Consider the following 25,615-nt stretch of genomic DNA (forward strand, 5'->3'; position numbering starts at 1 on the left):
CTTCTGTGCGGATTAGGACGCGCCTAATCGCCCTTGCATGGATCAGTCTCAGGTGAAGTAAGGCTGAGACAAATGCGACTTCAGGACCGCCGCGGCGCGATGTAAACAGCCGATTGGGGCAACGGGACGACATACATGGACAGCATCAGAATCCTCGAAAAGCTGATCGCCTTCCCGACGGTGAGCCGCGACTCGAACCTCGACCTCATCAGCTATACGGTGGACCTACTCGCAGCGAGCGGCGTAGCCAGCCAGCTCATCCACAGCGCCGACGGGCGCAAGGCCAACCTCTTCGCCACGATCGGCCCGGCCGATACGCCCGGCATCATGCTCTCCGGTCACACGGACGTCGTTCCCGTCGATGGCCAGAACTGGACGCTGCCGCCATTCGCGATGATCGGGCGTGACGGCAAGCTTTATGGGCGCGGCGCGGCGGACATGAAGGGCTTTGTGGCCTCGGCTCTCGCGGCATGTCTCAAGGCCTCGAAGATGACGCTGCGCACGCCCTTGCATCTGGCGCTCTCCTACGACGAAGAAGTCGGCTGCCTCGGCGTGCGCGACCTGATCGAAATGCTAAGCGCGGCACCCCAACGCCCGCTGCTGTGCATCGTCGGCGAGCCGACCAACATGCAGGTGGCGACCGGGCACAAGGGCAAGCTTGCGGCGCGCGCCATCTGCAAGGGACGCGAAGGCCATTCGGCGCTTGCTCCGCTGGCACTCAACGCCATCCATCTCGGTTGCGATTTCGTGCGGGCGCTACGCGACGAGCAGGACCGGTTGGCTCGCGAAGGCGCCCCCGACGGCGACTACGACATTCCCTATACCACCGTGCATGTGGGCAAGATCAATGCCGGCGTGGCGCTCAACATCGTGCCCAATCTCTGCCAGGTCGATTTCGAGATACGCAACATCGCCGCCGACGATGCCGCCGGCATTCTCGACAGGCTTCGCGGTGCCGCAGCGCGCATTGCCGCCGACGCCGCTTCGATCGCGCCCGAAGCCGCGATCGACATCGAGATCACTAACACCTATCCGGGCCTCGACACGCCGGTCGCTTCGGAAGCGGTCGCCTTCGTCAAATCGCTGACCGGCGCCAACGATACCATGAAGGTCGCGTTCGGCACGGAAGGCGGATTGTTCAGCCGCGATCTCGGCACGCCGGCCGTCGTCTGCGGACCGGGCTCGATGGCGCAGGGGCACAAGCCGGACGAATTTGTCAGCGTCGAACAATTGCGGCGTTGCGACGAGATGCTGGAGAGGCTGCTGTCGCGGCTCGCCGACGGCTGGCCGTGACCCTCCTCATTTGACGATGCGTTCGGTGCCGAAGACGCCCTGCTCGACGACGAAGCGGCGACAGTGGTCGATGAAGGCTTGCACCGTCAGCGTGCGATGCTCGGCGTTCGGCAGCGCAATTCCCATGGTCAGCGGCCTGATGTCTCCCAGCAAGGGCACGAAGACCAGCAGCTTGCCGTCGGGCGACATGGTGTTGAGCGGCCGCATGTTGGCGATGCCGTAGCCGAAGCCATTGGCGACCATCGAGCGCATCACGGCGATGTCGCCGGTGCGCTCGGCGATTTTTGGCCGAAGTCCCTTGGGCTGGAAAGCCGACAGGAAATATTCGCGGCTGTAGGGCAGATCGAGCAGCACCATCGGCTCATCGACCAGTTCCTCGGGGGTGATGCCCGTCCTCCCCGCCAGGCGATGCGCGGCCGGCAGCATCACATAGGCGGGCAGTTGCATCAGCGGCTCGAATGTCATGTCCTGCGACAGTTCGAGATCGTAGGTCAGTGCTGCGTCTATTTCACCACGCTGCAGCATCTCGAACAATTGACCCTGGTTGCGCTCGAACTGCCGGACGCGCACGTCCGGATAGGCGTCCTCGAATTTCCGGCGCAGCGCCGGCAGCACGATCTGCGCGAAAGTCAAAAGGCAGCCGATCGCCAGCGGTCCGCGCACCTTTTCGGCGATATCGCCGGCAATGTCGTGCAGCGCATCGGCATCGTTGAGCAGCCGCGCAGCTTCTTTGAGGAACAGGCGCCCGCCCGCCGTCAGGGCAAGCGCGTGCGAGTGCTTGCGCACGAAGAGCTGGACACCGAACTCCGCTTCGAGCTGGGCGATCGAAGCCGAGATCGACGGCGGCGAGACGTTCACCTGCTCGGCCGCCTTGGCGATAGACCCCGCCTCGCCGACGGCGACGAAGTACTCGAGTTGTCTGAGCGTGAAACGAAGCGGCATGGGCTTCTATGATGCCCGTTTGGTCGCTGCAATCAAGTCGCGGCCGCTCCTCAGTACTTGATCCAGGTGGTCTTCAGCGCGGTGTATTTGTCGAGCGCGTGCAGCGACAGATCGCGCCCGAAGCCGGACTGCTTGAAGCCGCCGAAGGGCGTCATCGGGCTCCGCGCGTCGACGGTGTTCACCGAAACCGTGCCCACCCGCAGTCTTTCCGCGATACGGTGTGCCCGCGACAGGCTGTCGGTCCAAAGCGATGCCGCAAGGCCGTAGACGCTGTCATTGGCAATCCGCAGCGCCTCCTCTTCGCTATCGAAGGCGATGACCGACAGCACCGGACCGAATATCTCGTCGCGGGCGAGCGGATCCTCGGGCGAGACATTGTCGAAGATCGTCGGCTGCACGAAGCTGCCGCGCCCGTCGACGGCCACCCGGCGGCCTCCGGCGACCAGTCGGGCTGACTTCCTGCCGCCATCGATAAAACGCATGACCGTCGCCGCATGCCGCGCATCCACCATCGCACCCATCCTGGATGCCGGGTCGAGGGGATCGCCGGGTTGCGTCGCCGCCACGCGCTCGGCCAGTTTCTCGACCAGCGCGTCCTTGATGCCGCGCTCCACCAGAAGCCGGGAATTGGCTGAGCAGACCTGACCCTGGTTGAAGAAGATGCCGAAGGCGGCCATGTCGGCAGCCGCGTCCAGGTCGCCGCAATCCGCGAACACCAGATTGGGGCTCTTGCCGCCGGTCTCCAGCCAGACCTGCTTCATATTCGACTGGCCGGAATATTGCAGGAACAGCTTGCCGACCGCGGTCGACCCGGTGAAGGCGAGGCAATCCACATCCATATGCCGCCCAAGCGCCTGGCCGGCGGTCTCACCCAGGCCGGGCACAACATTGAGCACGCCGGCGGGCAGGCCCGCCTCCATAGCGAGTTCGGCCAGCCTGAGTGCCGAGAAAGGTGATTGCTCGGCCGGCTTCAGCACCACCGAATTGCCCGCCGCCAGCGCAGGCGCGCATTTCCAGGTGGCCATGTCGAGCGGGAAATTCCAAGGCACGACGGCGCCCACGACGCCAAGCGGCTCGCGCCGCACCAGAGCTAGGTCACCCTGGCCCGTCGGCGCCACCTCGTCATAGACCTTGTCGATCGCTTCGGCATACCACTGGAAGATCGCCGCCGAGCCCGGCACGTCGATGGTGGCGGCATCCTTGACCAGCTTGCCCATATCCAGCGATTCCAGCAGCGCGAGCTCCTGCAGGTTCTCGCGCAGCAACTCCGCCAGCCGCAGCAGCACCTGCTTGCGATGCTGGGGACTCGTTCGCGACCAGACGCCGGCCTCAAAACTGCGCCGGGCCGCCGCGACGGCGAAATCGATATCCTCCTCCCCGCAGGAGGCGACTTCGGCGAGCGTCGCTCCCGTGGCCGGATTGACGCTGGCGAAGGTCCGGCCGGAGCGCGCCGGCACCGGCTTGCCGTCGATGAACGCCTTGTCGCGGAAGCGAATCGCGGACGCCTTGCCGACCCACTCCTTGTGGCTGAGTTCGCTCATGCTCGCTCCAGAACTGGTCGGACTATTCGTCACCGGGGACGCCGTAGCTCGGCGCGTCGGACGGATTGAGGGCGCGGGTGACATAGGCATCGAGCTGGGGCTTATAGATCTCCCACAGCGTTGCCAGCTGCTCGATCGGACACGCTTCCGTCCAGTCGCAGCGCAGGTCGGCGACGGGCCAGGACACATCGCGGACCAGCTTCATGCCGGCGGAGCGGACAGGCCCCGCCTCGCCGCCGGCATGAAGCGCGGCGCGCATCGTGACGATCAGTCGGTCGCCGAGATGGCCTTCGGAGGCAAGGAAGGCGTCGACCATGGCACGCGGGATGCCGTCATTCGCGAGCAGGTTGCCTCCGCAGGCAACGTCCTCGCCGTGCGCCTCGGCCCAGATGCCGAGCGCTTTCGGCCCGGAGTGGATCGCGCTGACGCCTGCGGCGTCGACCGCCAGCACCTGACGGTATTCACTGAAGGCGGCCGTGCGCTTCAGGATCGCGACAGCCTCCGCGGCGGAGGCGCCGCGCGCCATCAATTCCAATGCCCGCGGCCCGAGTGTCGGGTCAGTGACGTTCTGGCTGGCGACCGCGCCGACGCCCGCCTGCGCATAGGCGCAACGCGCCGCGACCGCGGGAGACGACGACGACACCGCCACGCCGAACATGCCCGTGCGCCTGCAGCGCGCGACGATAGAAAAAGTCATGGCGCTTTAGTCCGGAATGACGGCGGTGCCGTCGATCTCGACCAGCCATTCCGGCCGCGCCAGCGCCGACACGACCAGCCCGGTCGAAACCGGATGTACGCCCTTGATGTATTCGCCCATCGTCCGGTAGACGGCTTCGCGGTGGCGGACGTCGGTGATGTAGACCACCACCTTCACCAGATGCTCCATCGTGCCGCCGCACTCCTCGATGAGCTGCTTGATGTTCTGCATGACCTTATGGGTCTGCTCGACCGGATCGTGGCTGTCGATGTTCTTGGCGGTGTCGAGATCCTGCGGGCACTGGCCGCGCAGATAAACGGTGCGGCCGCCGCGCGTGACGACCGCCTGGCAGAGATCGTTGTCGAGCTTCTGCTCGGGATAGGTGTCCCTGGTGTTGAATTTGCGAATTCGCGTATGCGCCATCTTGGTCTCCATCAGGGATCGGGCTCGCAGCTTTGATCAGGCGTCCACGGTCTCGCGCGTCGCGGCGGCGTGGTAGGCGAGATATTTGCGCTGCGTCGAAATACGGTCGGCCACGTGTTTGGCATCGTGCCAGACGCCCCAGATGAAGCTCGAGCCTCTGCGCGACTGCCAGGGCAGACCCAGGAAATAGATTCCGGGCTCTGTCGAGACGCCGCGCTGATGCCTTGGTCGGCCCCTCTCGTCGAAAGCGTCGACCTTCAGCCAGCTGTAATCGACGGCGAAGCCCGTCGCCCAAATGATCGTCGCTACCCCGGCTTCGGCAAGATCGAGCTTGAGGATCGGATTGGTCACGCATTCCGGGTCGGGATCGATTTCGCGAAGATCAGGTTCTTCCGGAAGGTCGAGGCCATTGCGCTCGACATAGGCGTCGGCCTCGTCCAGCAGCGACATCAGGCTGGCATCGCCCCGGGCAATGTTCTTCGCAAGATCCGGCGCGAAACTCATCACGCCGTCCTGGTATGCCTTCGTCATGCCGACGAGCGTGAGCCCCTGCGCAGCCAGGCGGCGGAAGTCGATCGTTTCGCCGCCGCGCGCGCCGCTCACCGCGATCGTGACATGCTCCGTGCCGGGTCCCGGGGTTTCGAGATCCCATTTGCCGAGCACGCCCAGCCACCAGCAGAAGTCGCGCCCGCGATAGGCGCGCGGCGGCCGATCGTGCGGGCCGACCGAGAGATAGACGCGCCTGCCTGAGCGCTGCAGCTCATCGGCAATCTGCACGCCCGAGGATCCCGCCCCGACCACCAGCACCGCGCCCTTCGGCAATTGCGCCGGGTTGCGGTAGGCGCTGGAGTGGATTTGCAGGATGCCGGCATCGGCAGGAACGAGAGGCGGGATGACCGGGACCTGGAAAGGCCCGGTCGCGGCCACGACGCTGTTGGCTTCGATAACGCCATGCGAGGTCTCGACGCGAAATCCCGGACGGCCGACATTCCTTTGCACGAGCTTGACCTCCACGCCGCAGCGGATCGGCGCATTGATCTGCTTTGCATAGGCGACGAAATAGTCGGCGACCTCCTGCTTGGAAGGAAAGCCGTCGGGACTCGTCACGGGAAACTCCATGCCCGGAAACCGATCATGCCAGGCCGGGCCATTGGCGACCAGGGAGTCCCATCGCTGCGAGCGCCAGCGCTCGGCGATCCGGCCGCGCTCAAGCACAAGATGAGGCACCCCGCATTTGCTCAGATGCTCGCTCATCGCCACCCCGGCCTGGCCGCCGCCGACGACGAGCGTGTCTACCTTCTCAACCGACATGCTCGGTCCTCTTCTGACCATCCGACAGCTTCCGCCGCGCGGGATGAAAACGATCTCGGGCAGTTGGTGGATGCAGCCAGGCTGCTTCATCCGACCGCTTCTCTGCTGGCGCTCACAAGTAGCAGCACGTGCCGGCGGGCGCCCATAACGAATCTCCGAAGTCACGCGTAACCATTTCCGAATTTCTCGCACCGATAGACGCACCTAGAGTCCCGGCGGTCGGATCGACAGCGCTGCATGAGGTGGCGGGCGAAGCCGGACATGCGTCCGCGCGGAACTGGTTCCGGAACAAGGATACGCCTTCGCGGCGGCCGGTTCTGCCATGCCTCGAGCGCCGGCATTCTCGAGGGGCTGGGCATGAAAACCGAAAGCTTTGACTACATCGTCGTCGGCGCCGGCTCGGCCGGTTGCGTGGTCGCCAATCGGCTGAGCGCCGATCCGTCGGCCACAGTGTGCCTGATCGAGGCCGGCGGCAGCGACAACAGTCTGCGCGTCAAGGTGCCGGCGGGCATCCTCTCGCTCTACGGCAACCCGAACTACGACTATTGTTTCGTCGGCGTGCCGCAGCCCCACCTCAACAACCGCAGCATTCCGGTCAATCGCGGCAAGGCGCTGGGCGGATCGAGCTCGATCAATTCGATGGTCTATATTCGCGGCGCCGCCCAGGACTATGACGAGTGGGCCGAACTCGGCTGCGCCGGCTGGGCTTATGACGATGTGCTGCCGGTATTCAAGAAATTGGAGCGCAACCTGCTTGCCCAGGACCCGCGCTATCACGGCAGCGACGGCGAGCTTTTGGTCGACAATCCCCGTGATCCGAACGAGCTTTCCGCCATGTTCGTAAAAGCAGGCGCAAGCGCCGGTCTGCCTGCCAACACCGACTTCAATGCCGCAAGCCAGTTCGGCCTTGGGATATACAACGTCACGCAGGATCGTGGACAGCGCTTCAGCAGCTTCAGCGCCTTCATGCGCCCGGTGCTCGACCGCAAGAACCTGACGCTGCTCAGCCAATGCGAGGTGATCGACCTCGTCATCGCCGAGGGCCGCGCCACGGGAATGCGCGTGCGGCACGAGGGCCAGCAGAAGCAGCTCTCGGCCAACCGCGAGATCGTGCTGTCGGCCGGCGCCATCAACTCGCCCAAGATCCTGATGGCATCCGGCATCGGGTCGGCAGCCGAGCTCAAGCAGATCGGCATCGCGCCGATCCTCGACCTGCCGGGCGTCGGCAAGAACCTGCAGGACCATGTCGATGGCATGATCACCGTGCGGTCCAGAAGCACCAGGACGCTCGGCCTCTCACTCGCCAACCTGCCGCGCATGGCAGCGGCGCCCTTCCAGTATTTCGCCCGCCGCAAGGGCATGCTCACCACCAACTACGTCGAAGCCGGTGGCTTTGCGAAGACCAAGCACGCGAACGGCCTGCCCGACATTCAGTTCCATTTCGTGCCGGGCTATCGCAGCCATCGCGGCAGGCTGATCGAATACGGCCACGGCTACGCCATTCACACTTGCGTGCTCAGACCGAAAAGCGTGGGCGAGATCAGGTTGTCGCGCGACAATTCTCGCCGCGACGTCCTGATCGACCACCGCTTTTTCACGCATGAAGACGACGCCATGGTGCTGGTGGAGGGCATCAAGATCGCGCGCCGGATTTTTGCCTCGTCCGAGTTCGACGCGGTGCGCGGCCAGGAGATGCTGCCGGGCAAGGATGTCCGAACCGACGACGAGATCCTGGCCTATCTGCGCGCCGAGGCGCTGACCGTCTATCACCCGGTCGGAACCTGCAAGATGGGAACGGACGACATGGCCGTCGTCGATCCGGCGACACTCAAGGTGCGAGGCGTGGACGGACTCCGGGTCGCCGATGCCTCCGTCATGCCGAAGCTGATCGGCGGCAACACCAACGCGCCAAGCATGATGATCGGGCAAAAGGCTTCGGAGATGATCCTCGGCCCGGCGCGCAACGGCGAAAGGTAGAGGCCGTCTCACCCTTCAACATTGGGGCAGATCGGCGTTCAGCACTGCTGGACTGCCTCGACTTTTGCTCTTGGAAATTGCGCTCAGTGATCCTCGTCGATCTCGTCGTGCAGAAGGCCAAGGATACGGCGCTTGAGCGCGATGAAGTCGGGTTCGAGGATGACGTCCATCGAACGCGGCCGTGGGATGTCGACTTTGATCTCGGCCTTGATCTTGCCGGGCCTTGCCGTCATCACCAGAACGCGGTCGCCGAGCACCAGCGCCTCGTCGATATCATGAGTGACGAAGAGCACCGTCTTCTGCTGCCGCTCCCAGACGCGCAGAAGCAGCTTCTGCATGGTGCCGCGCGTCTGGCTGTCGAGCGCGCCGAACGGCTCGTCCATCAACAGGACAGCCGGGTCGTTGGCCAGGGCGCGCGCGATCGCCACGCGCTGCTTCATGCCGCCCGACAACTGGGCGGGGTAGTGGTCCGCAAAGGACGCGAGGCCGACCTCGTTGAGATACTGGTCGACGATCTGCTTGCGCTGCTCCGCAGGCAGCCCCTTGCGCTTCGGCCCGTATTCGATGTTGGCGCGCACCGTGAGCCACGGGAACAAGGTGTAGCTCTGGAAGACCATGCCCCTGTCGGCGCCGGGCTCGATCACTTCCCGGCCGTCGACCTTGATGCTGCCCGAGGTCGCGTCATTGAGGCCGGCGGCGAGGTAGAGCAGGCTGGATTTGCCGCATCCCGAAGGGCCGACGATGACGCAGAATTCGTTCTTGGCCACCTTCAGCGACACATCGTCCAGCGCCAGCACGCCATTGGCATCGCCATAGCGCAATGTCACGTCCTCGATGGCCATCGTGGTGCCGGCCGAACGCGGATCGCCGGCCGCATGGGCCGTGCCGGCCAAATTGTTCGCCTTGACGGTTTCGGTCATCACTACCCTTGATCCGGCTGCGTTTTGCGAGGATGCGTTCAAGATCAAGGTGCCCATGGCGCGACCCTTGCCCGGAGAATGCGGAATGCCGTGTCGGTGATCAGGCCCAGAAGCCCGATTGCGGCGATCGCCATGAAGATCACATCGACCTGGAAGCCGCGCATTGCCTTGAGGCTGATATAGCCGAGGCCGCTCGACGCGGCGACGAGCTCGGCAACGACTAGATAGGTCCAGGCCCAACCCATGGTGACGCGAAGCGTGTCGAGGATCGCCGGAAGCGCTGCGGGGAAAATGACGTGCCACACCGCTTCTGAGCGCTTGGTGCCCAAAGTGTAGGAGGCGTTGACCAGGTCCCTGGAGACGCTGCGCGCGCAGTCGGAGATCATCACCAGCTGCTGGAAAAACGTGCCGAAGAAGATGACCGCTATGCGCTGTTCGATGCCGATGCCGATCCAAAGGATGAACAGCGGCACGAAGGAGGTCACCGGCAGGTAGCGGATGAAGTTGACCAGCGGCTCCAGCGGCGCCTGCACCGCCCGGTAGGTGCCCATCCACAGTCCCAGCGGCACCGCGATCAGTGACGACACGATGAAGCCCAGGATGACCACCTTGGCGCTGGTCAGCGTGTGGTAGAAGAGGCTGCCGTCGAGCGACATGCGGTAGGCCGTCTCGAGCACGGTTCCGGGCGTCGGCAGGAACATGTTCGGCACGAGGCGGCCATAGGACAGCAAGGCCCAGCCGCCGATCACGACGACCCACATCGCCAAAGCGAGCGTGGTTGCCGTGCTGGCGGGGATATTGGCGAATGGAGTCGTCAGGCGCGTCCACGCCGTCCGCCTTTGTGCCATAGATGGCCTCCGTTGATTTCAGGCGTGAACCTCGGGCGTTCGAGAAACAGGATCGGTCCGGACGAGCCGATCCCGGCCATCTCGGCGGCCTACTGTTCCTTGATGAAATCGGTGTCGAGGATGGTTTTCGAGTCGATCGTCATCTTGAGCTTGCCGGCCTTGCCCCAGACGTCCTGCGCGAAGTTCACCAGGTCGGCCGCTTCGCTCTTCTGCGGCGTGCCGAAGAATTCCAGGTTGCGGGCGCGGTCGTAGTAGCGCACGCCCTTGGCGCCGGCCGCGAAATCCTCAGGCTTCTCGAGATAGCCGCCAATGCCCTTGGCCATGATCTCATAGGCCTTGTCCGGGTTGGTCTTGATGTATTCGACCGCCTCGTAATAGCCCTTGACGAGGGCCTTCACGTCCTCGGGGTGCTTCTCGATCAGGTCGCATTTGAGCGCGATCACATCGACGATCAGGCCGGGCGTGGTCGTGGAGTCGATCAGCACCTTGCCCTTGCCGCCCTTGCGGACTTCGGTGAGGTGCGGCTCCCAGGTCACGGCGGCGGGAACCTGTCCGGCGATGAAGGCCGTCGCGGCGTCATCGGCGGTCATGTTGGTGACGCTGACATCGTCCTCGGTCATGCCTTCCTTTTTCAGGAGCACATTGAACCAGAATTCGGAAACGGAGCCCTCGTTCAGGGCGACGGGCTGGCCCTTCAGATCCTTGAGCGACTTGACGTCGGTCTGCGTGACGACGCCGTCGCCGCCATGGCTGTCGTCGAGCGCCACGACATATTTGAAGCAGAGCTCGTCGGAGCGGTATTTCATGAGCTCGTCGACGGTGGAGGCAGCGCCGTCGAGATCGCCGCCGGCAACCGCCGCCATGTAAAGCGCCGATTCTTCGATGACCTTCAGGTCGACATCGACGCCGGCCTCCTTGAAATAGCCGAGGTCGCGGGCGAGAAACAGTGGCCCATAACCCACCCAGGTGGTCATGCCGAGGCGAATGGCGCCGGCATTGGCGGGAGCGGCAAGCCCCAGGCTGAGCAGGCCTGCGCTGACCGCCGTCATCAGGCAATTGCGGAATGTCTTCATTGTCGTGGTTCCCCATGGCTGTTGCCGGCATCGGCCCCTTTCAAGCGGCCTATGCCAGGCGGCGTTTTGCGGCCGCTCTCTTGTTATGCGTCGCCTCCCGGGCGCGCCTTATGTGTTCTAGACCTGCAAAAGAGCATCCGGGCCGGATCGCCAAAAGAAGTCTTTTTCTGTCCTTTGCTTCGCCGAAACCGAAGCAGCGGCGATCTTGGCTCACTTGTAAAGCGAAGCAGCGAAGGAGCCTGGCCGACAGGCCGACATCATGACTGGAAGCTTTTGAGATGGATCAGCGACTTTCCAAGCGTCGCGGGTCTTGAGATGCCGATTGATTCCCTTGAGACGCCGACGCAGGCTTTTCGAGCAGCAATGTATTTTTTGCCGGTCATCTGTTCAACAAGATATCCCCTGCTGACGCTGGAGGCCTGGAACAAAACCATCGCCGTCAACCTGACCAGCGTGATGCTCAGCGTGCGCGCCTTCCGCCCGACAATGCGCGATGGCGGCGCGATCGTGCTCTTGATGCCACTCGCCGATGCCTACACGGCCTCCAAGGCCGCGCTGGTGGCGCTCACGCGCTTGTGGTCGGTCGACTATGGCGTTTCGGCATCCGGGCAAACTGCATCTGCCCGGGGCCGACCGCCGCGGAAATGATGTCCGGCGTCATGGAGGCCTTATCGACCAACCAGCAACTGCAATTACCGCAGCAACGCATGGCCCGCCCGGAGCAAGTGGCGAACCTGATCGTGTTCCTGGTCTCGCCGGAAGCGTCTTACATTTCCGGCGCCATCATCCCGGTCGATGGCGGCGCAGCCGCCCATAGTCCCGGCATGCCTTTCCCTAAGCACCGTGACAATAAGTAAATGCCAACACTCAACCGCGGCATTCGCAAAAGCCCGACGTTTTCCAGGTGCGTCAATCGTTCGGCCTGCTTTTGGGCAGGGCTGAGATGCCCGTGTACGTCAGAACAGGCGCAAAGCTGCCGTTCCGTAGAAGATAAATGCGGTCGGCGAGTGGCAGATCAGCTTCTTGAATCAACTTTGGCGAACTGCTTCCTAGCCCCTTGGCGAATAACGATTTTGTTAGTCGCCGAGGCCGTCGTTTCCTACAGGAAATCAATACGTTAGCGGCTGGTTCGCCACCCCATTTCCTTCGTATTCTCTCGTATGGTCTGGCGAACCTTAGACGATGAAGGAGATTAATGCTGGCTAGGGATATCGATTAGCGGAGAGCCAAGAATTCTCCTGGTCAATGGCCGAAAGGGGCCGCAAGCGGGCTGGCGGGTTATGGCGTTGTCCATGTTTGGACGTTCAGATTGCAAAAGCTAAAACCTTCCAAGTCGAACATCAACCTACCCGAGAGTTTGGCTCGCCAGAGCATAGGTCTTCGGCATAACCGGGCCACCTGCAGCAAAATCGCTGATGCGTTTGCCCATCGACATAGTGAGCACCGTATCGAAAACTGGCATTCCAGCGTGCGACAGAAAGGCGGCGAACTCGCCACTGTCCATGTGGGTGTCGACCCGAAGGAAAGTCCCCGAATGGTCGGCCACGTGCGGCCGGACGATCGCCACAGCGTCGGCGTCGCTTTCGGCCACGACCGGCCCCACGACATGGCCCCGCCCGAACGGCCGGCAAAGCGCGAAAGCGGTCAGCTTGTTTCCGTCGAAAAGCCCGTAACCGAGCGAATGCGCGAAGAGCTTTTCAATAAGCGCTGTCCGCCTCACGCCAAACGCCGCCGCGTCGAGGGCGACCGCTGCCGGAATATCGCTTGCGTCCAAAGTCCGGACGTCGCCGCGCTCCTCCGTGGGGCTACCTGCCGTTGGGACGCGGGCGCTGCCCTGGCATTGATAGACAGTCTTCTCCGGATGGAAGTCGAGCGAGAGATAGAGCCGCCGTGCGGCGCGGGTTGCATTGAGGCGAAGGTCGCGCCCGGGAATGTTGTCGAAAACCCGCTTCATCAGCCACTGCGCGGCCCCGAGCGTCTGAAGCCGTGGCGAGGTGATGACCATGCCGACGGTCGCGAAGCTGGCGCCATGCCCAAACCACATCGCGGATCCCAGAACCCGGCCGATCTCATCGAGAGCCACCAAGCCTTGTCCCGTTTCGCGCAGGAATTGCCAGTCTTCTGCCCGATGCGGCCAGCCCACAGACAGCGAGAGCGCATGCAATCGGTCCAGTTCAACCCCTTTGATGTCGGCGATCCGCACCGAGAAGGCATCGATTTTCAAGCTTTCGGACGGCTTCAATTCCTTGCCTCTGAAAGATTGCGTAACGGGCGACATACAACGTCCCTGCCCTGCCAACGCTAAACAACCAGACCGATACGATTTGCTCGAATGACGCGTGCCAACGCAAGATTCAACTGAAACACTTCCGCTTTCGGCACGCAATCGCGAAGGAAAGCGCCCATCCTCTGCGGCAATTCTGGAGGTATGGCCGGCGGCCCTGAACCCGGCGAACCCAAAACGCCTTGAGGGCTGAAATGGACGTCTTCGACATCCTCGACCGTCTCGTCGCCTTTCCATCGGTCGCCGGCAAGGCGAACGGCGATATTGCAGGCTGGATAGAGGCTTATCTCGCAGAACAGGGCGCGAAGGTCGCCGTGCTCCCCGGGCCGGAAGGCGACCGCTCCAATCTTTTCGCCACGATCGGTCCCGCCGATGTTCCGGGCTATATCCTATCCGGCCATATGGACGTCGTCCCCGCTTGCGAGCCGCAATGGAGCTCGTCCCCTTTCGCACTGCGTCGGGACGGTGACCGGCTCTACGGACGCGGCACGACTGACATGAAGGGATTCTTGGCCGCCGCGCTTGCGGCCGCGCCCATGCTCGCGGGGCTGCGCCTCGCCCGGCCGATCCATCTCGCCTTCTCCTATGACGAGGAGATCGGGTGCCGCGGCGTGCCGCACCTGATCGCCCGCCTTTCCGAGTTTTGCGCCAAGCCGCTCGGCGTCATCGTCGGCGAGCCGAGCGGCATGCGCGCCGTGCGCGGCCACAAGGGCAAGGCGGCCGCCCGCGTGACCATAAGGGGGCGCTCAGGCCATTCCTCTCGCCCCGATCTAGGCCTCAATGCCATCCATGCCATGGCCGATGTCCTGGGCACGGTCGTGAGCGAAGCCGGAGGGCTGACGCGCGGCCCGTTCGATGCGGCCTTTGAGCCGCCCTATTCCTCGCTGCAAGCCGGCGTGATCGCCGGCGGCCAGTCGGTCAACATCATCCCCGATACCTGCACGCTGGATCTGGAGGCGCGCGCCGTACCCGGCATTGATCCGGCCGGCCTGCTCGCGCCCGTCAAGGCGAGGACCGGGGCCATTGCCGCCAAAGGCTATCGTGTCGAGTGGACGCCGGTCAGCGCCTATCCGGCGCTGTCGCTGCCGCAGGACGCGCCGCTGGCGGCGCTGTTGCAAGAGCTGACCGGCCAGACGCCGCTCGCCGCCGTCAGCTACGGTACCGAGGCCGGGCTGTACCAGGCCGCGGGGCTGGACGCGATCATCTGCGGCCCCGGCGACATCGGCCGCGCCCACAAGCCGGATGAATACATCTTCGCCAGCGAACTCACCGCCTGCCGGCAGCTGATCGACGCGCTGGGCGCGCGTTGCGTGGGCTGAAGGAGCAGCCGGAATGACCTTCCTGTTCAACTCCGATGCGCAGCGCGGTGCGATTTTCGCCGATGTCTTCGCCAGGCAATTCCCCGAGCTGCCCTTCGCGATGGACCCGGCGACGGTCGATCCCGACGCCGTGCGCTATCTGATCACCTGGACCGTTCCGCAGGACCTCTCCCGCTACAGGAATCTAGAGATCCTGTTTTCCATCGGCGCCGGCGTCGACCAGTTCCGCTTCGATGCAGTGCCTGCGAAGTTGAAAATCGTGCGCATGATCGAGGAAGGCATCGTGCGCATGATGCAGGAATATGTGACGCTCGCCGTGCTCGCTCTCCACCGCAATCTGCCAACCTATCTGTCACAGCAGCGCGCCGGACAGTGGCGCGACATCCCGCAACCCCAGGCAGCATCGCGCAGGATCGGCGTGCTCGGTCTCGGACAGCTCGGCCAGGCCGTCCTCGACCGGCTGAAGCCTTTCGGCTTTCCGCTCGCCGGCTGGAGCCGCTCGCCGCGGCAGATCGAGGGCGTGGCCTGTCATCATGGCGAGCTCGGATTGGAGCAAATGGTGGCAACCAGCGACATACTGGTCTGCCTGCTGCCGCTGACCGAGGAAACGCGTGGGTTCCTCAATGCTGGTCTGTTCGCGAAATTGCCCGAGGGCGCGGCTCTCATCCACACTGGGCGCGGCCCGCAGCTCGACCAAGAAGCGCTTGTCGCCGCGCTCGATAGCGGCCATCTGTCGTCGGCGATGATCGACGTGACCCAGCCCGAACCGCTGCCCGCGGGACATCCGTTCTGGTCGCATCCGAAGATCATCCTGACTCCGCACATAGCCAGCGTCACCCAACCCGCGAGCGCCGCGCGCGCCGTAATCGACAACATCAGGCGCCACCGCGCCGGTCTCGATCCCATCGGGCTCGTCGACCGGTCGCGCGGTTATTGAAATTCAACTGGAAAGGCCATCCTTTGTCCCTGCTCAAGACCGTCGATACCAACCCGGTTTTCCCGCCGCGCGAATCCAAGGCGCTGCCCGAGCGGCTGATTGCCGGCGACCCAGCCTTCAAGACCTGGGCGCAGGATGTCGCCAAGGGCGACCTCGTCCACACCGGCGTCTGGGAGGCGACACCGGGCGAAACGCGCTCGATCAAGGGGGAGACTTTCGAGTTCTGCCATATCCTCGCCGGCGTGGTCGAAATCACGCCCGACGCCGGCGAAAAGGTGACCTACCGGGCCGGCGACAGCTTCGTCATGAAGCCGGGCTTCACCGGTGTTTGGAAGACCATCGAGACCGTGCGCAAGATCTACGTCACGGTGGGCTAGCGAGCGTCTGCGCAGGCCACGATCTCCGCGGAAGATTTTGCCGTCTCCTGTCGCCAGCACGCAACATTTGTCGGCGGCGGATCATCGAACAGCGCATGCTGCGTGCCGGCACGGGCTAGGCTCAGGCCAATCCTGCCAAGTGGGTTGCCCATGAGCCTGAGCTTCAATCCCGATACAATCGCCCCTCCCGTCGGCCACTTCATCGGTGGGGAGCTGGTTTCGGCCAAGGGAGCGATGGAGATGCGCCGTCCGTCCGATGGCAAATCCTATGCCGCCTGCCCCGTGGCCGGTGTGGATTTGGTCGACCGGGCGGTGGAAAGCGCGAAGGCCGCGCTGAAAGCCAGCAACTGGGGCGGCGTCCGGCCGCGCGAGCGCACCAAGGCGCTCCACGCCTGGGCCGATCTGATGGAGGCGGAGGCCCAAACGCTCGCCCGGATCGAGGCCCTGAGCTCGACCCGGCCCGTGGGCCAGCTCGTCGCCGGCGACATCGCCGTCACCGCCGAGCAGATCCGCTTCTTTGCCGAGTTCGCCGACAAGGAAGGCAGCGAGCTGGTGCCGACCGACGACGCCAGTCTCGGCATGATCATGAGCGAGCCCTATGGCGTGGTCGGTGCGATCACGCCGTGGAATTTTCCGATCTCGATGGCCGGATGGAAACTCGGCCCGGCGCTGGCCGCGGGCAATGCAGTCGTGCTGAAGCCGTCGGAAATGACGCCCTTCTCGGCTATCTTCATGGCAGAGCTTGCGGTCAGGGCCGGCCTGCCGGCGGGGCTGATCAACGTGGTGCTCGGCGACGGCCCGACGACCGGCACGGCGCTCACCGGTCATCCCGAGATCGCCAAGGTCAGCTTCACCGGTTCGACCCGCGCCGGCTCAGCCATCATGGAGAACGTCGCCCGCACCGGTGTCAAGCCGATGACGCTGGAGCTCGGCGGCAAGAGCCCGCAGATCGTCTTTGCCGATGCCGATCTCGACAAAGCGGCGACTGCAATCGCCGGCAGCGTCACCTTCAATGCCGGCCAGGCCTGCGTGGCCGGCACGCGCCTGATCGTCGAGAAGAGCGTGGCCGACCGGCTGACGGCCTCGATCCTGGAAAAGATGAAGGCCGTGCGGCCCGGTCCCACCTGGGAGGAGACGACGCAATATTCGCCGATCATCTCGCACGGGCAGCGGGCGCGCGTTGATGGCATCGTGCGAGCCGCTGTCTCCGCCGGCGGCGAATGCCTGATCGGTGGCGGGGCCATGGAAGCTCCCGGCTATTTTTACGAACCGACGCTGATTGCCAATGTCAGTCAGGGCAATCCGGCGATCGTCGAGGAGATCTTCGGCCCGGTCCTGACCATCCAGACCTTCGACAGCGAGGAGGAGGCGCTGGCGCTGTCCAGCCATCCGACCTACGGGCTGGCCTCCGGCCTGTTCACCGCCGACCTGTCGCGCACGATCCGTTTCGCGCGCAGGCTCGAGGCGGGCACCGTCTGGGTCAACCGCTACAGCCGCTCGCGCGACCACATCCTGCCGACTGGCGGCTACAAGCGCTCCGGCATCGGCAAGGACCTTGGCCGCGAAGTCTATCTCGCCAATCGCAGGACCAAGAGCGTCCTGATCAGCCTGTGAAGAGATGTCGATGAAAACCTACTCTATCGCCCTGATCCCCGGTGATGGCATCGGCCCCAACGTGACGGCCGCGGCCTGGACGGTGCTGGAAACGGTGGCCAAGCACTCCGGTTTTACTCTCAGGGGAACCGAATTCCCCTGGTCCTGCCGCTTCTTCAAGGAGACCGGCCGCATGATGCCCGAGGACGGCATCGAGACCTTGCGCCGCTTCGACGCCATTCTTCTCGGCGCGGTCGGATGGCCGGCGGAAGTGCCGGATTCCGTTTCGTTGCACGGGTTGCTGCTGCCGATCCGCAAGGCCTTCGTGCAATATGCCAATATCCGGCCGCACCGCCTGCTGCCGGGCGTCAGAGGTCCGCTGCGGGCCGAGAGCTTCGACATCCTCTGCATCCGCGAAAACACCGAAGGCGAATATTCCGGCGCCGGCGGGCGCGTGCATCAGGGCACACTGGACGAGGTCGCTGTGGAGACCTCGATCTTCACCCGGGCCGGCGTCGAGCGCATCCTGCGCTTCGGCTTCGAGCAGGCGCGGTTGCGGCACGGCAAGCTCGCCTCCGTCACCAAGTCCAATGCGCAGAAATACTCGATGGTGTTCTGGGACGAGATCACCCGCAAGCTGGCGGCGGACTATCCTGATGTCGCCGTCACCAGCTATCATGTCGACGCGCTCGCCGCGCGGATGATCATGGCGCCGGAAAGTCTCGACGTGGTCGTCGCTTCCAATCTCTTCGGCGACATCCTGACGGATATCGGCGCGGCCATCCAGGGCGGGCTCGGCTACGCGGCTTCCGCCAACATCAACCCCGACCGCTCGGCGCCGTCGATGTTCGAGCCGGTGCACGGCTCCGCGCCCGACATCGCCCATCTCGGCATCGCCAATCCGATCGCCACCATCTGGTCCGGCGCCATGATGCTCGATCACCTCGGCGAGAAGGATGCGGCCGGCCGCGTCATGAAGGCGCTCGAGGCGACAACAGCGCAAGGCATTGGCACCGCCCCCGGCAAGGACAGCACGGAAGCCATCACCGCCGCCGTCGTCGCGGCGCTCACCTGATTTGCGAGGTCGTTTTGATGAAAAGCCTGAATGACAACAGTCTCTTCCGCGAGGCCGGCCTGATCGGCGGGAGATGGGTCGCGGCAGGTTCCGGCAGGACGGTCGATGTGATTGATCCTGCAACACAGCTATCGGTCGGCACAGTGCCCGACATGGCTGGTCCGGAGACCCGCACGGCCATACAGGCCGCGGCTTCCGCCTATCAGGATTGGAAAAAGAAGACCCACGCCGAACGCGCCGTCCTGCTGGAGGCCTGGCATGGCCTGATGCTCACGCATCTGGACGATCTCGCACTGATCCTGACGACGGAACAGGGCAAGCCACTGGACGAGGCCAAAGGCGAGATCCGCTACGGCGCCTCCTTCGTCAAATGGTTCGCCGAGGAGGCACGCCGCATCAACGGCCACACCATCCCCGCGCCCACGGCCGACCGTCGCATCATCGTGCTGAAAGAGCCGGTTGGCGTTTGCGGCATCATCACGCCGTGGAATTTTCCCAATGCAATGATCACCCGCAAAGTCGCGCCGGCGTTGGCCGCCGGCTGCACCGTGGTCATCAAGCCGTCCGAGTTCACGCCCTATTCGGCACTGGCGCTGGGCGTGCTCGCCGAACGGGCGGGCATTCCGGCCGGCGTCGTCAACATCGTCACGGGCATGCCGGCCGAGATCGGCAACGAAATCATGGCGAGCGAGACCGTGCGCAAGATTTCCTTCACCGGTTCGACCAGGGTCGGCTCACTGCTGATGCGCGGCGCGGCCGACAGCGTGAAGCGGCTCAGCCTTGAGCTCGGCGGCAACGCGCCCTTCATCGTCTTCGATGACGCCGATCTCGACCTCGCCGTCGAAGGCGCGCTCGCGTCGAAATTCCGCAATGGCGGCCAGACCTGTGTCTGCGCCAACCGCATCCTCGTTCAGGCCGCAGTCTATGAAGACTTCGCCGCCAAGCTCAGCGCCCGCGTCAATGCGTTGACGGTGGGACCGGGCACGCAGCCCGGCGTCGCGATCGGACCGATGATCAACATGGCGGCGGTCGAGAAAATCAATCGGCACGTCGAAGACGCGCTCGCCAAGGGCGCGACGATCGTCACCGAGAAGCCGGTGCTGCCGGAGGGCCCTCAGTATGTCGCGCCGCTGGTGCTGGCCGGGGCGACGAATGAAATGGAACTCGCCAGCGAGGAAACGTTCGGTCCGGTCGCACCGCTTTTCCGTTTCGAGACGGAAGAGGAGGCGATCGCGCTTGCCAACGGCACGCCTTACGGGCTTGCCTCCTACTTCTACACCGAGAACCTGAAGCGCGCCTGGCGCGTCGGCGAGGCGCTGGAGTTCGGCATGGTTGGGCTCAACACCGGCTCCGTCTCGATGGAGGTCGCTCCCTTCGGCGGCGTCAAGCAGTCCGGCCTCGGGCGCGAGGGCGCGCAGGCCGGCATCGAGGAATATCTGGAGATGAAGAGCTTCCACATAGGCGGGCTGGGCTAAACCCCAGCCCCGATCACTGGATCCGGTCGAGCGCCTTGTAGTAGAGACCGACCATGGGCAGGAACCAGGGCTTGCCGGAATAGCCGGGAATGGCAGGCCACTCGACCCCCTTCACCGGATTGCGGTCCTCGCGGCCGAGCATGGCATCGGCCATGATCATGCCGAGATGGGTGGAGAGCTGCGCGCCGTGGCCGGAATAGCCCATCGCGTACCAGACCCCGTCATGGTAGCCGGCCCGCGGGAACCGGTCCTTGGTCATGTCGACGAGCCCGCCCCAGCAATAGTCGATCTCGACGTTCGCGAGCCGCGGGAAGATCGCCGCGAGGCTTGCCCGCAATATCTGTCCGCTCCTGGCATCGGAGCGCTGGTCCGATGTTGCCGAGAAGCGGGCGCGGCCGCCAAAGATCAGGCGCTTGTCCGGCGAAAGCCGGAAGTAGTTGCCGATGTTCATCGAGGTCACGCATGTCCGGTTGCCCGGCATGGTCACGGCGATCTCGGCGTCGCTCAGCGGCCGCGTGGCGATGATGAAGCTGGCGACGGAGATAAGCCTGCGGCGGAAATAGCTGAAATTCGGCGTGGTGTAGGCGCCCGTCGCCAGCAGCACATTGTCGGCGCTGATGCGGCCGCGGGAGGTGGTCAGCTGATGCCGCGTACCGGACTGCCTGTGATCCGTCACCGCCGCATTCTCGTGGATAACGGCGCCATGTCGAACCGCGGCTGTCGCCAGCCCAGCCACATAGCGGCCCATATGCATCATGGCGCTTTTCTTCGACAGCATTGCGCCATGGAAGGGCGAGCCGATCTCGGATTTGAGGTCGACTGCTGAAAGCAGCGCCGTATCCGGATCCACTTCGGCATGGACGGCTTCGAAGTTGCGGGCGATCGCTTCGAAATGCTGCGGCTTGGAGGCGAGCTTGAGCTTGCCGGCGCGGCGGAAGTTGCAATCGATGCCTTCCTCGGCGACCAGCGCCTCGATGGTGTCGACGGACTCGTCTAGCGCCCGGTAGAGGGCTATCGCGCGTTCCTTGCCAAGCTCCGCCTTGGCCGAAAGATAGCTGTGGGCGAGACCGTTGTTCAGGTGACCGCCATTGCGCCCCGACGCGCCCCAGCCAACCCGCTCCGCCTCCAGCACAATCACCTTCGCCCCGGCCTTCGCCAGCTGGCGCGCGGCGGCGAGACCGGTGAAGCCGCCGCCGACGATCGCCGCATCATAGTGCCCCTCGACCGGGCCTTCCGCCCCGCCGGGAAAGACCGGGGCGGTGTCGTGCCAGTAGGAGACGAACTTCATCGGTAACCCGCCTGTTTCAGAGCCCGACCACACCCGGCAGCCCGGAAATATCGGATATCTCCACGTAGCCGTAAAAGGGATTGGCCGGCTCGTGGCCGCGGTTGACCCAAACCTTGTTCTTGATGCCGAGATCATGGGCCGACATCAGGTCGTAGCGGAAGGAAGACGAACAGTGAAGGATGTCTTCCGGACCGCAGCCAAGCCTGTCGAACATGTATTCGAATGCCTTGAAGCGTGGCTTGTAGGCCTGTGCCTGCTCGGCCGTGTAGACGGCATGGAACGGTGCGCCGAGCTTTTCGACGTTGGACATGATCTGCGCGTTCATGGCGTTGGAGAGGATGACCAGCGGAATTTCCTTGGCGACCTTGGCAAGGCCGGCCGGAACGTCGGCGTGCGGCCCCCAGGTCGGCACGCGCTCATAGACCATTTTGGCGTCATCGGGGCTGAAGCCGACGCCATTGCGTTTGCAGGCGCGTTCCAGCGCATTGTGGATGACCTCGGCATAGGGCTTCCAGTCGCCCAGGATCTCATCCAGCCGGTACGCCGCGAAGTTCTTGATGAACTCCTGCATGCGCGGCTCGTCAAGCCGGCTGCCATAAAGATCGCGTGCCGCCTCCGCCATCTGGAAAAAAGTCAACGTGCCGTAGCAGTCGAAGGTGATGTATTTGGGCCTGAAGGAAGCCATGTCCGTCGATCTCCGGTGGAAACGCACCCCGCTTTGGGATTTCGTCATCATATGCGGGCGGGCGGCCGGTCACTTGACCGAAATCGGCCCCGCGAAAGCAGAAAGTTGCGTATCCGCCCGCTGGTTTGGCACGCTGTAGCATCTTGCGGTCGGTCGAGAGGGTCGTCCGCGGCTTCCCGAGTTTCCGCCCGCGGCCCGCGCCAGCACAAGATGCGGCGCACCCCCTGCGCAAAGGCGAATGATACTGCCGAAGTCGAAACCTTCAGACGATCTGCAGCCCGCCGATGGCCGAGACTTGGGGCCAGATGGAAAGGTGCCTCATGCAGCAAGGCGAGATCGAACTCCAGGACTTTGGGCCAGATCATATCGAGGGTGCAGTCGCGCTTTCTCGCCAGGAGAACTGGCCGCATCGCCCGCAAGACTGGCAGATGGCGCTGCAGCTCTCCAGCGGCGCGGTCGCGCTCGACGACCAGGGCCGGGTCACCGGGACAATCCTGGTAACGCCATACGGCGCCGATTGCGCGATGATCAACATGGTTATCGTCGACAGGAACGCGCGGGGCAAAGGGCTCGGGCGCCGGCTCATGGAACAGGCCTTTGCCCTTGCAGGCGACCGTCCACTGCGACTTGTCGCGACAACCGACGGGATGCCGCTCTATCGGAAGCTCGGCTTCGCGCCCTCGGGCACGATCCTGCAGCATCAGGGCAACGTCGCCAAGCTTGGCGCACCCGATGGCGTGGAAGCAGCAAGCGCCAGTGACCAGCCTGAGATCAAGACGATGGACCGTGACGCCTACAGAGCTGATCGCCAAGCTTTGATCGACGCGCTCGCCGAGCGCGGCCAATTCGCCGTCATCCGCCGCGATGGCGCTATCAAGGCCTATGCCGTGATCCGCCCGTTCGGACGCGGCGAGGTGATCGGCCCGGTCATTGCGGGCAGCGCCGCGGACGCCAAAGTGCTGATCAGCTACTTCGCCGCGTCGCGGCCCGGCGCCTTCCTGCGCGTGGATACCGACAGCCGCACCGGCCTTGCGGGCTGGCTGACCGAAATCGGCCTCGCCCATGTCGGCGGCGGAGTCGCCATGGACCGTCCTGCCAGGGCGGATGCGGCAACGGTCAGGCCGAAAGTTTACGCCCTCGCCAACCAGGCGCTCGGATAGTCCGGAGGACAACAATGCTCGCCAATTCCCTGATCGAACTCGACCGCGCCCACCTCATCCACCCGGTCTCCTCCTATCGCGGCCACGAGGCGCTCGGCGTGCGGGTGCTGAAATCGGCGAAGGGCGCTACCGTGACCGACGCGTCCGGCAAGCAACTCGTCGATGGCTTCGCCGGGCTGTGGTGCGTGAATGCCGGCTACGGTCACGACAGCATCGTCGAGGCGGCGGCCCGGCAGATGCGGGAGTTGCCCTACGCCACCGCCTATTTCGATCTCGGCTCGGAGCCCGCCATCCGGCTCGCCTCGGAATTGGCCGAACGCGCGCCCGGCGATCTCAACCACGTCTATTTCACGCTCGGGGGATCGGACGCGGTCGACAGCACAATCCGGTTCGTCCGCTATTACTGGAATGCCAGAGGCGAGCCTCAACGCGACCAGTTCATTTCCATTGAGCAGGGTTATCACGGATCGTCGGTGGTCGGCGCAGGCCTGACCGCCCTGCCCGCGTTTCATGCCGGTTTCGGCATTCCGTTCGAATGGCAGCACAAGATCCCCTCGCCCTATCCCTATCGCAATCCGGTAGGCGAGGATGGTAGCGCGATCATCGCTGCATCGCTTGCGGCGCTGCAGGCCAAGATCGAGGAGATCGGGCCGGAGCGGGTCGCCGCCTTCTATGCCGAGCCGATTCAGGGCTCGGGCGGCGTCATCGTCCCGCCGAAGGGCTGGATCAAGGCTATGCGCGAGCTCTGCCGTGAGCACGGCATCCTGTTCATCGCCGACGAGGTGATCACCGGTTTCGGCCGCACCGGCCCCCTGTTTGCCTGCACGGAGGAGGATATCGTCCCCGACTTCATGACGACCGCGAAGGGCCTGACCTCGGGCTATGTCCCAATGGGCGCCGTGTTCATGGCTGATCATGTCTACAACGTCATCGCCGATGGCGCGGGTGCTTCTGCGGTCGGCCACGGCTACACCTATTCCGCCCATCCGGTCAGCGCCGCCGTCGCGCTCGAGGTGTTGAAGCTCTATGAGGAAGGCCTTCTGGAGAACGGCGCCAGGGCGGGCGCCCGTCTGATGGCGGGGCTATCAGGGTTGAGCGACCATCCATTGGTCGGCGAGGTTCGCGGTCGCGGCATGCTTGCCGCGATTGAGCTGGTGGTCGACAAAAAGAAGAAAACGCCGCTTCCAGCCTCGGCCATGCCGGCGCGACGCGTCTTCGACAGGGCCTGGGACAATGGCCTCATCATCCGCGCCTTCGCGCACGGTGTTCTCGGCTATGCCCCTCCGCTCTGCTGCACCGACAGCGACATTGATGCCATTGTCGAGCGCACGCGCCGAACGCTGGACCAGACGCTGGATGATGTCGATGTCCGCCGAGCCCTTGCATGAAGGCGACGCATTTTTCGTATCTCGAAATATCGCTGGGGTGGACGATTTCGCAATTTTGTGCCGCTACCTCGCGCCTTTTCGGCGAATCCAGCGCAGGGGAAGTGCCAGACTGCTTTTTAAGACAAGGCCAGAAAGCCCGCATTTCCGGGCTTTTGAAAAAGGCCGACGCCCCGGACAGCACGGAATTTTGTTCTGTTCAGCATGAGTAATTCGGCCGCGCGCAGAGGAGAGCCAGTCTTGGCCAGGGGCTTTAACGAGTTCAAATACATGACCTTCGATGTGGTCGGTACGCTGATCGACTTCGAAGGCGGCATCACGACCTGCCTGGCCGAGATCGCCGCGGAGGCCGGTGCTTCCGTCGACGGCGAAGAAGCGCTCGCCCTCTACCGGCAGGCCCGCTACATGCCCGATGCGAAGCTTTTCCCCGACGATCTCGCGCGTGTCTACATGGTCGTCGCACCGCGGCGGCTCGGCCTGCCGGCCGAGGAGAAATACGGCGCCCGCCTCCGGGATTCGGCGAGCGGCTGGCAAGGCTTTTCCGACAGCAGGGCGGCACTGGCCGATCTTGCGAAGTCCCACAAGCTGATTGCCATGACCAATGCCCGGCGCTGGGCTCTCGACCATTTCGAGAGGCAGCTCGGATCGCCTTTCTTCGCCACTTTCACCGCCGATGATACAGGCACCGAGAAACCCGATCCGGCCTTCTTCCACAAGGTCTTCGATTTCGTGGCGTCCCGCGGCGACAGCAAGGACGACATCCTGCATGTCGCGCAAAGCCAGTATCACGACATCGGCATATCCCGGGCGCTCGGCATGACCAACTGCTGGGTCGAGCGCCGCCACGCCCAGAAGGGCTATGGCGGCACGATAGAGCCCAAGCACTTCACCGTGCCCGACTACCACTTCACCTCAATGGCCGACTTTGCGGCGGCCGTGCGGGAAAGCCTGAAGGAACGAACCTGAGCTCAAGACCCGGAAAGCCGCATCAAGACGCGCATCCCGGCCAAAC

General features: G+C 64.2%; 23 protein-coding genes and 1 pseudogene. 13 read left to right on the plus strand and 11 right to left on the minus strand.

Annotation, left to right across the window (positions count from 1 at the left end):
* The first annotated feature begins 135 nt into the window (after nt 1–135).
* Nucleotides 136–1,293, plus strand: coding sequence for an acetylornithine deacetylase (gene argE, locus LB525_RS01010; protein WP_224543047.1), 1,158 nt, complete (start codon nt 136–138; stop codon nt 1,291–1,293).
* Between the two features lie 6 nt (nt 1,294–1,299).
* Here argE (LB525_RS01010) and LB525_RS01015 read toward each other — a convergent pair whose 3' ends face one another.
* Genes LB525_RS01015 through LB525_RS01035 form a run of 5 tightly spaced genes read right to left on the minus strand, consistent with a single transcriptional unit; the run spans nt 1,300 to nt 6,207 of the window.
* Entirely contained in the window at nt 1,300–2,235 is a 936-nt protein-coding gene (locus tag LB525_RS01015; RefSeq protein WP_140839358.1) for a LysR family transcriptional regulator, read from the minus strand.
* 50 nt (nt 2,236–2,285) lie between these two features.
* The gene (locus tag LB525_RS01020; RefSeq protein ID WP_224543048.1) at nt 2,286–3,776 is read right to left on the minus strand and encodes an aldehyde dehydrogenase; all 1,491 of its coding nucleotides are present in this window, start codon (nt 3,774–3,776) and stop codon (nt 2,286–2,288) included.
* Between the two features lie 22 nt (nt 3,777–3,798).
* A complete protein-coding gene (locus tag LB525_RS01025) occupies nt 3,799–4,473 on the minus strand; it encodes a DUF1028 domain-containing protein (RefSeq protein ID WP_224523307.1) in 675 nt (224 codons plus the stop codon).
* Nucleotides 4,474–4,479: 6 nt separating this feature from the next.
* Nucleotides 4,480–4,896, minus strand: a complete 417-nt coding sequence (locus LB525_RS01030) for a RidA family protein (RefSeq protein WP_224543049.1) — start codon at nt 4,894–4,896, stop codon at nt 4,480–4,482.
* 36 nt (nt 4,897–4,932) lie between these two features.
* Nucleotides 4,933–6,207, minus strand: a complete 1,275-nt coding sequence (locus tag LB525_RS01035; RefSeq protein WP_224543050.1) for a flavin-containing monooxygenase — start codon at nt 6,205–6,207, stop codon at nt 4,933–4,935.
* Between the two features lie 357 nt (nt 6,208–6,564).
* Here LB525_RS01035 and LB525_RS01040 point away from each other — a divergent pair, with 357 nt between their 5' ends.
* The gene (locus LB525_RS01040; RefSeq protein WP_224543051.1) at nt 6,565–8,184 is read left to right on the plus strand and encodes a GMC family oxidoreductase; all 1,620 of its coding nucleotides are present in this window, start codon (nt 6,565–6,567) and stop codon (nt 8,182–8,184) included.
* A gap of 83 nt (nt 8,185–8,267) precedes the next feature.
* On the opposite strand, the gene LB525_RS01045 is transcribed toward LB525_RS01040, so the two are convergent.
* The 3 genes from LB525_RS01045 to LB525_RS01055 form a co-directional block, all read right to left on the minus strand.
* Nucleotides 8,268–9,026 carry an ABC transporter ATP-binding protein gene (locus LB525_RS01045; protein ID WP_210239545.1) on the minus strand — a complete coding sequence of 253 codons (759 nt, stop codon included), beginning with the start codon at nt 9,024–9,026 and terminating at the stop codon, nt 8,268–8,270.
* Nucleotides 9,027–9,148: 122 nt separating this feature from the next.
* The gene (locus LB525_RS01050) at nt 9,149–9,952 is read right to left on the minus strand and encodes an ABC transporter permease (RefSeq protein WP_224543052.1); all 804 of its coding nucleotides are present in this window, start codon (nt 9,950–9,952) and stop codon (nt 9,149–9,151) included.
* 89 nt (nt 9,953–10,041) lie between these two features.
* Nucleotides 10,042–11,025: an ABC transporter substrate-binding protein gene (locus LB525_RS01055; RefSeq protein WP_224543053.1), complete on the minus strand. Its 984-nt coding sequence runs from the start codon at nt 11,023–11,025 to the stop codon at nt 10,042–10,044.
* Between the two features lie 363 nt (nt 11,026–11,388).
* On the opposite strand from LB525_RS01055, the pseudogene LB525_RS01060 reads away from it, so the two are divergent.
* Nucleotides 11,389–11,882, plus strand: a pseudogene (locus LB525_RS01060) (SDR family oxidoreductase).
* Between the two features lie 488 nt (nt 11,883–12,370).
* On the opposite strand, the gene LB525_RS01065 reads toward LB525_RS01060, so the two are convergent.
* Complete coding sequence (locus LB525_RS01065) at nt 12,371–13,303, minus strand: GNAT family N-acetyltransferase (RefSeq protein ID WP_224543054.1); 933 nt, start codon at nt 13,301–13,303, stop codon at nt 12,371–12,373.
* 200 nt (nt 13,304–13,503) lie between these two features.
* Between LB525_RS01065 and argE (LB525_RS01070) the strand changes: the two genes are divergently transcribed.
* From argE (LB525_RS01070) to LB525_RS01095, 6 genes are all read left to right on the plus strand, one after another.
* On the plus strand, nt 13,504–14,628 hold the full coding sequence (argE, locus tag LB525_RS01070; protein ID WP_224543055.1) for an acetylornithine deacetylase: 1,125 nt from the start codon (nt 13,504–13,506) through the stop codon (nt 14,626–14,628).
* Nucleotides 14,629–14,641: 13 nt separating this feature from the next.
* Nucleotides 14,642–15,565: a 2-hydroxyacid dehydrogenase gene (locus LB525_RS01075; protein WP_224543056.1), complete on the plus strand. Its 924-nt coding sequence runs from the start codon at nt 14,642–14,644 to the stop codon at nt 15,563–15,565.
* Nucleotides 15,566–15,588: 23 nt separating this feature from the next.
* Entirely contained in the window at nt 15,589–15,942 is a 354-nt protein-coding gene (locus tag LB525_RS01080) for a cupin domain-containing protein (RefSeq protein ID WP_224543057.1), read from the plus strand.
* 150 nt (nt 15,943–16,092) lie between these two features.
* A complete protein-coding gene (locus LB525_RS01085) occupies nt 16,093–17,556 on the plus strand; it encodes an aldehyde dehydrogenase family protein (RefSeq protein WP_224543058.1) in 1,464 nt (487 codons plus the stop codon).
* A 10-nt stretch (nt 17,557–17,566) separates the two neighbouring features.
* The gene (locus LB525_RS01090) at nt 17,567–18,610 is read left to right on the plus strand and encodes a tartrate dehydrogenase (protein WP_224543059.1); all 1,044 of its coding nucleotides are present in this window, start codon (nt 17,567–17,569) and stop codon (nt 18,608–18,610) included.
* A gap of 17 nt (nt 18,611–18,627) precedes the next feature.
* A complete protein-coding gene (locus LB525_RS01095) occupies nt 18,628–20,085 on the plus strand; it encodes an NAD-dependent succinate-semialdehyde dehydrogenase (RefSeq protein ID WP_224543060.1) in 1,458 nt (485 codons plus the stop codon).
* 13 nt (nt 20,086–20,098) lie between these two features.
* On the opposite strand, the gene LB525_RS01100 is transcribed toward LB525_RS01095, so the two are convergent.
* Nucleotides 20,099–21,373, minus strand: a complete 1,275-nt coding sequence (locus LB525_RS01100; protein ID WP_224543061.1) for an NAD(P)/FAD-dependent oxidoreductase — start codon at nt 21,371–21,373, stop codon at nt 20,099–20,101.
* Nucleotides 21,374–21,389: 16 nt separating this feature from the next.
* Nucleotides 21,390–22,058, minus strand: coding sequence for a haloacid dehalogenase type II (locus tag LB525_RS01105; RefSeq protein WP_224543062.1), 669 nt, complete (start codon nt 22,056–22,058; stop codon nt 21,390–21,392).
* 320 nt (nt 22,059–22,378) lie between these two features.
* On the opposite strand from LB525_RS01105, the gene LB525_RS01110 reads away from it, so the two are divergent.
* Genes LB525_RS01110 through LB525_RS01125 form a run of 4 tightly spaced genes read left to right on the plus strand, consistent with a single transcriptional unit; the run spans nt 22,379 to nt 25,569 of the window.
* Nucleotides 22,379–23,218 carry a GNAT family N-acetyltransferase gene (locus LB525_RS01110; protein ID WP_224543063.1) on the plus strand — a complete coding sequence of 280 codons (840 nt, stop codon included), beginning with the start codon at nt 22,379–22,381 and terminating at the stop codon, nt 23,216–23,218.
* Between the two features lie 14 nt (nt 23,219–23,232).
* Nucleotides 23,233–24,606, plus strand: a complete 1,374-nt coding sequence (locus tag LB525_RS01115; protein WP_224543064.1) for an aspartate aminotransferase family protein — start codon at nt 23,233–23,235, stop codon at nt 24,604–24,606.
* Nucleotides 24,603–24,815, plus strand: a complete 213-nt coding sequence (locus LB525_RS01120; protein WP_224543065.1) for a hypothetical protein — start codon at nt 24,603–24,605, stop codon at nt 24,813–24,815. The genes LB525_RS01115 and LB525_RS01120 overlap by 4 nt, the downstream gene beginning before the upstream one ends.
* Complete coding sequence (locus LB525_RS01125) at nt 24,808–25,569, plus strand: HAD-IA family hydrolase (protein WP_411970994.1); 762 nt, start codon at nt 24,808–24,810, stop codon at nt 25,567–25,569. Before LB525_RS01120 ends, LB525_RS01125 begins: the two co-directional genes overlap by 8 nt.
* Nucleotides 25,570–25,615: the final 46 nt, after the last annotated feature.

The organism is Mesorhizobium sp. CA16 (genome assembly GCF_020165175.1).
Taxonomy (GTDB): Bacteria; Pseudomonadota; Alphaproteobacteria; order Rhizobiales; family Rhizobiaceae; genus Mesorhizobium.

Excerpts from the sequence above, each read along its gene's own strand:
- LB525_RS01090 (WP_224543059.1), top strand. The coding sequence starts at position 17,567 with ATGAAAACCTACTCTATCGCCCTGATCCCCGGTGATGGCATCGGCCCC.
- LB525_RS01065 (WP_224543054.1), bottom strand. The coding sequence starts at position 13,303 with ATGTCGCCCGTTACGCAATCTTTCAGAGGCAAGGAATTGAAGCCGTCC.
- LB525_RS01045 (WP_210239545.1), bottom strand. The coding sequence starts at position 9,026 with ATGGCCATCGAGGACGTGACATTGCGCTATGGCGATGCCAATGGCGTG.
- LB525_RS01100 (WP_224543061.1), bottom strand. The coding sequence starts at position 21,373 with ATGAAGTTCGTCTCCTACTGGCACGACACCGCCCCGGTCTTTCCCGGC.
- LB525_RS01050 (WP_224543052.1), bottom strand. The coding sequence starts at position 9,952 with ATGGCACAAAGGCGGACGGCGTGGACGCGCCTGACGACTCCATTCGCC.
- LB525_RS01110 (WP_224543063.1), top strand. The coding sequence starts at position 22,379 with ATGCAGCAAGGCGAGATCGAACTCCAGGACTTTGGGCCAGATCATATC.
- argE (WP_224543047.1), top strand. The coding sequence starts at position 136 with ATGGACAGCATCAGAATCCTCGAAAAGCTGATCGCCTTCCCGACGGTG.
- LB525_RS01115 (WP_224543064.1), top strand. The coding sequence starts at position 23,233 with ATGCTCGCCAATTCCCTGATCGAACTCGACCGCGCCCACCTCATCCAC.
- LB525_RS01025 (WP_224523307.1), bottom strand. The coding sequence starts at position 4,473 with ATGACTTTTTCTATCGTCGCGCGCTGCAGGCGCACGGGCATGTTCGGC.
- LB525_RS01075 (WP_224543056.1), top strand. The coding sequence starts at position 14,642 with ATGACCTTCCTGTTCAACTCCGATGCGCAGCGCGGTGCGATTTTCGCC.
- LB525_RS01120 (WP_224543065.1), top strand. The coding sequence starts at position 24,603 with ATGAAGGCGACGCATTTTTCGTATCTCGAAATATCGCTGGGGTGGACG.
- LB525_RS01015 (WP_140839358.1), bottom strand. The coding sequence starts at position 2,235 with ATGCCGCTTCGTTTCACGCTCAGACAACTCGAGTACTTCGTCGCCGTC.
- LB525_RS01105 (WP_224543062.1), bottom strand. The coding sequence starts at position 22,058 with ATGGCTTCCTTCAGGCCCAAATACATCACCTTCGACTGCTACGGCACG.
- LB525_RS01020 (WP_224543048.1), bottom strand. The coding sequence starts at position 3,776 with ATGAGCGAACTCAGCCACAAGGAGTGGGTCGGCAAGGCGTCCGCGATT.
- LB525_RS01040 (WP_224543051.1), top strand. The coding sequence starts at position 6,565 with ATGAAAACCGAAAGCTTTGACTACATCGTCGTCGGCGCCGGCTCGGCC.
- LB525_RS01085 (WP_224543058.1), top strand. The coding sequence starts at position 16,093 with ATGAGCCTGAGCTTCAATCCCGATACAATCGCCCCTCCCGTCGGCCAC.
- LB525_RS01035 (WP_224543050.1), bottom strand. The coding sequence starts at position 6,207 with ATGTCGGTTGAGAAGGTAGACACGCTCGTCGTCGGCGGCGGCCAGGCC.
- argE (WP_224543055.1), top strand. The coding sequence starts at position 13,504 with ATGGACGTCTTCGACATCCTCGACCGTCTCGTCGCCTTTCCATCGGTC.
- LB525_RS01095 (WP_224543060.1), top strand. The coding sequence starts at position 18,628 with ATGAAAAGCCTGAATGACAACAGTCTCTTCCGCGAGGCCGGCCTGATC.
- LB525_RS01125 (WP_411970994.1), top strand. The coding sequence starts at position 24,808 with ATGAGTAATTCGGCCGCGCGCAGAGGAGAGCCAGTCTTGGCCAGGGGC.
- LB525_RS01055 (WP_224543053.1), bottom strand. The coding sequence starts at position 11,025 with ATGAAGACATTCCGCAATTGCCTGATGACGGCGGTCAGCGCAGGCCTG.
- LB525_RS01030 (WP_224543049.1), bottom strand. The coding sequence starts at position 4,896 with ATGGCGCATACGCGAATTCGCAAATTCAACACCAGGGACACCTATCCC.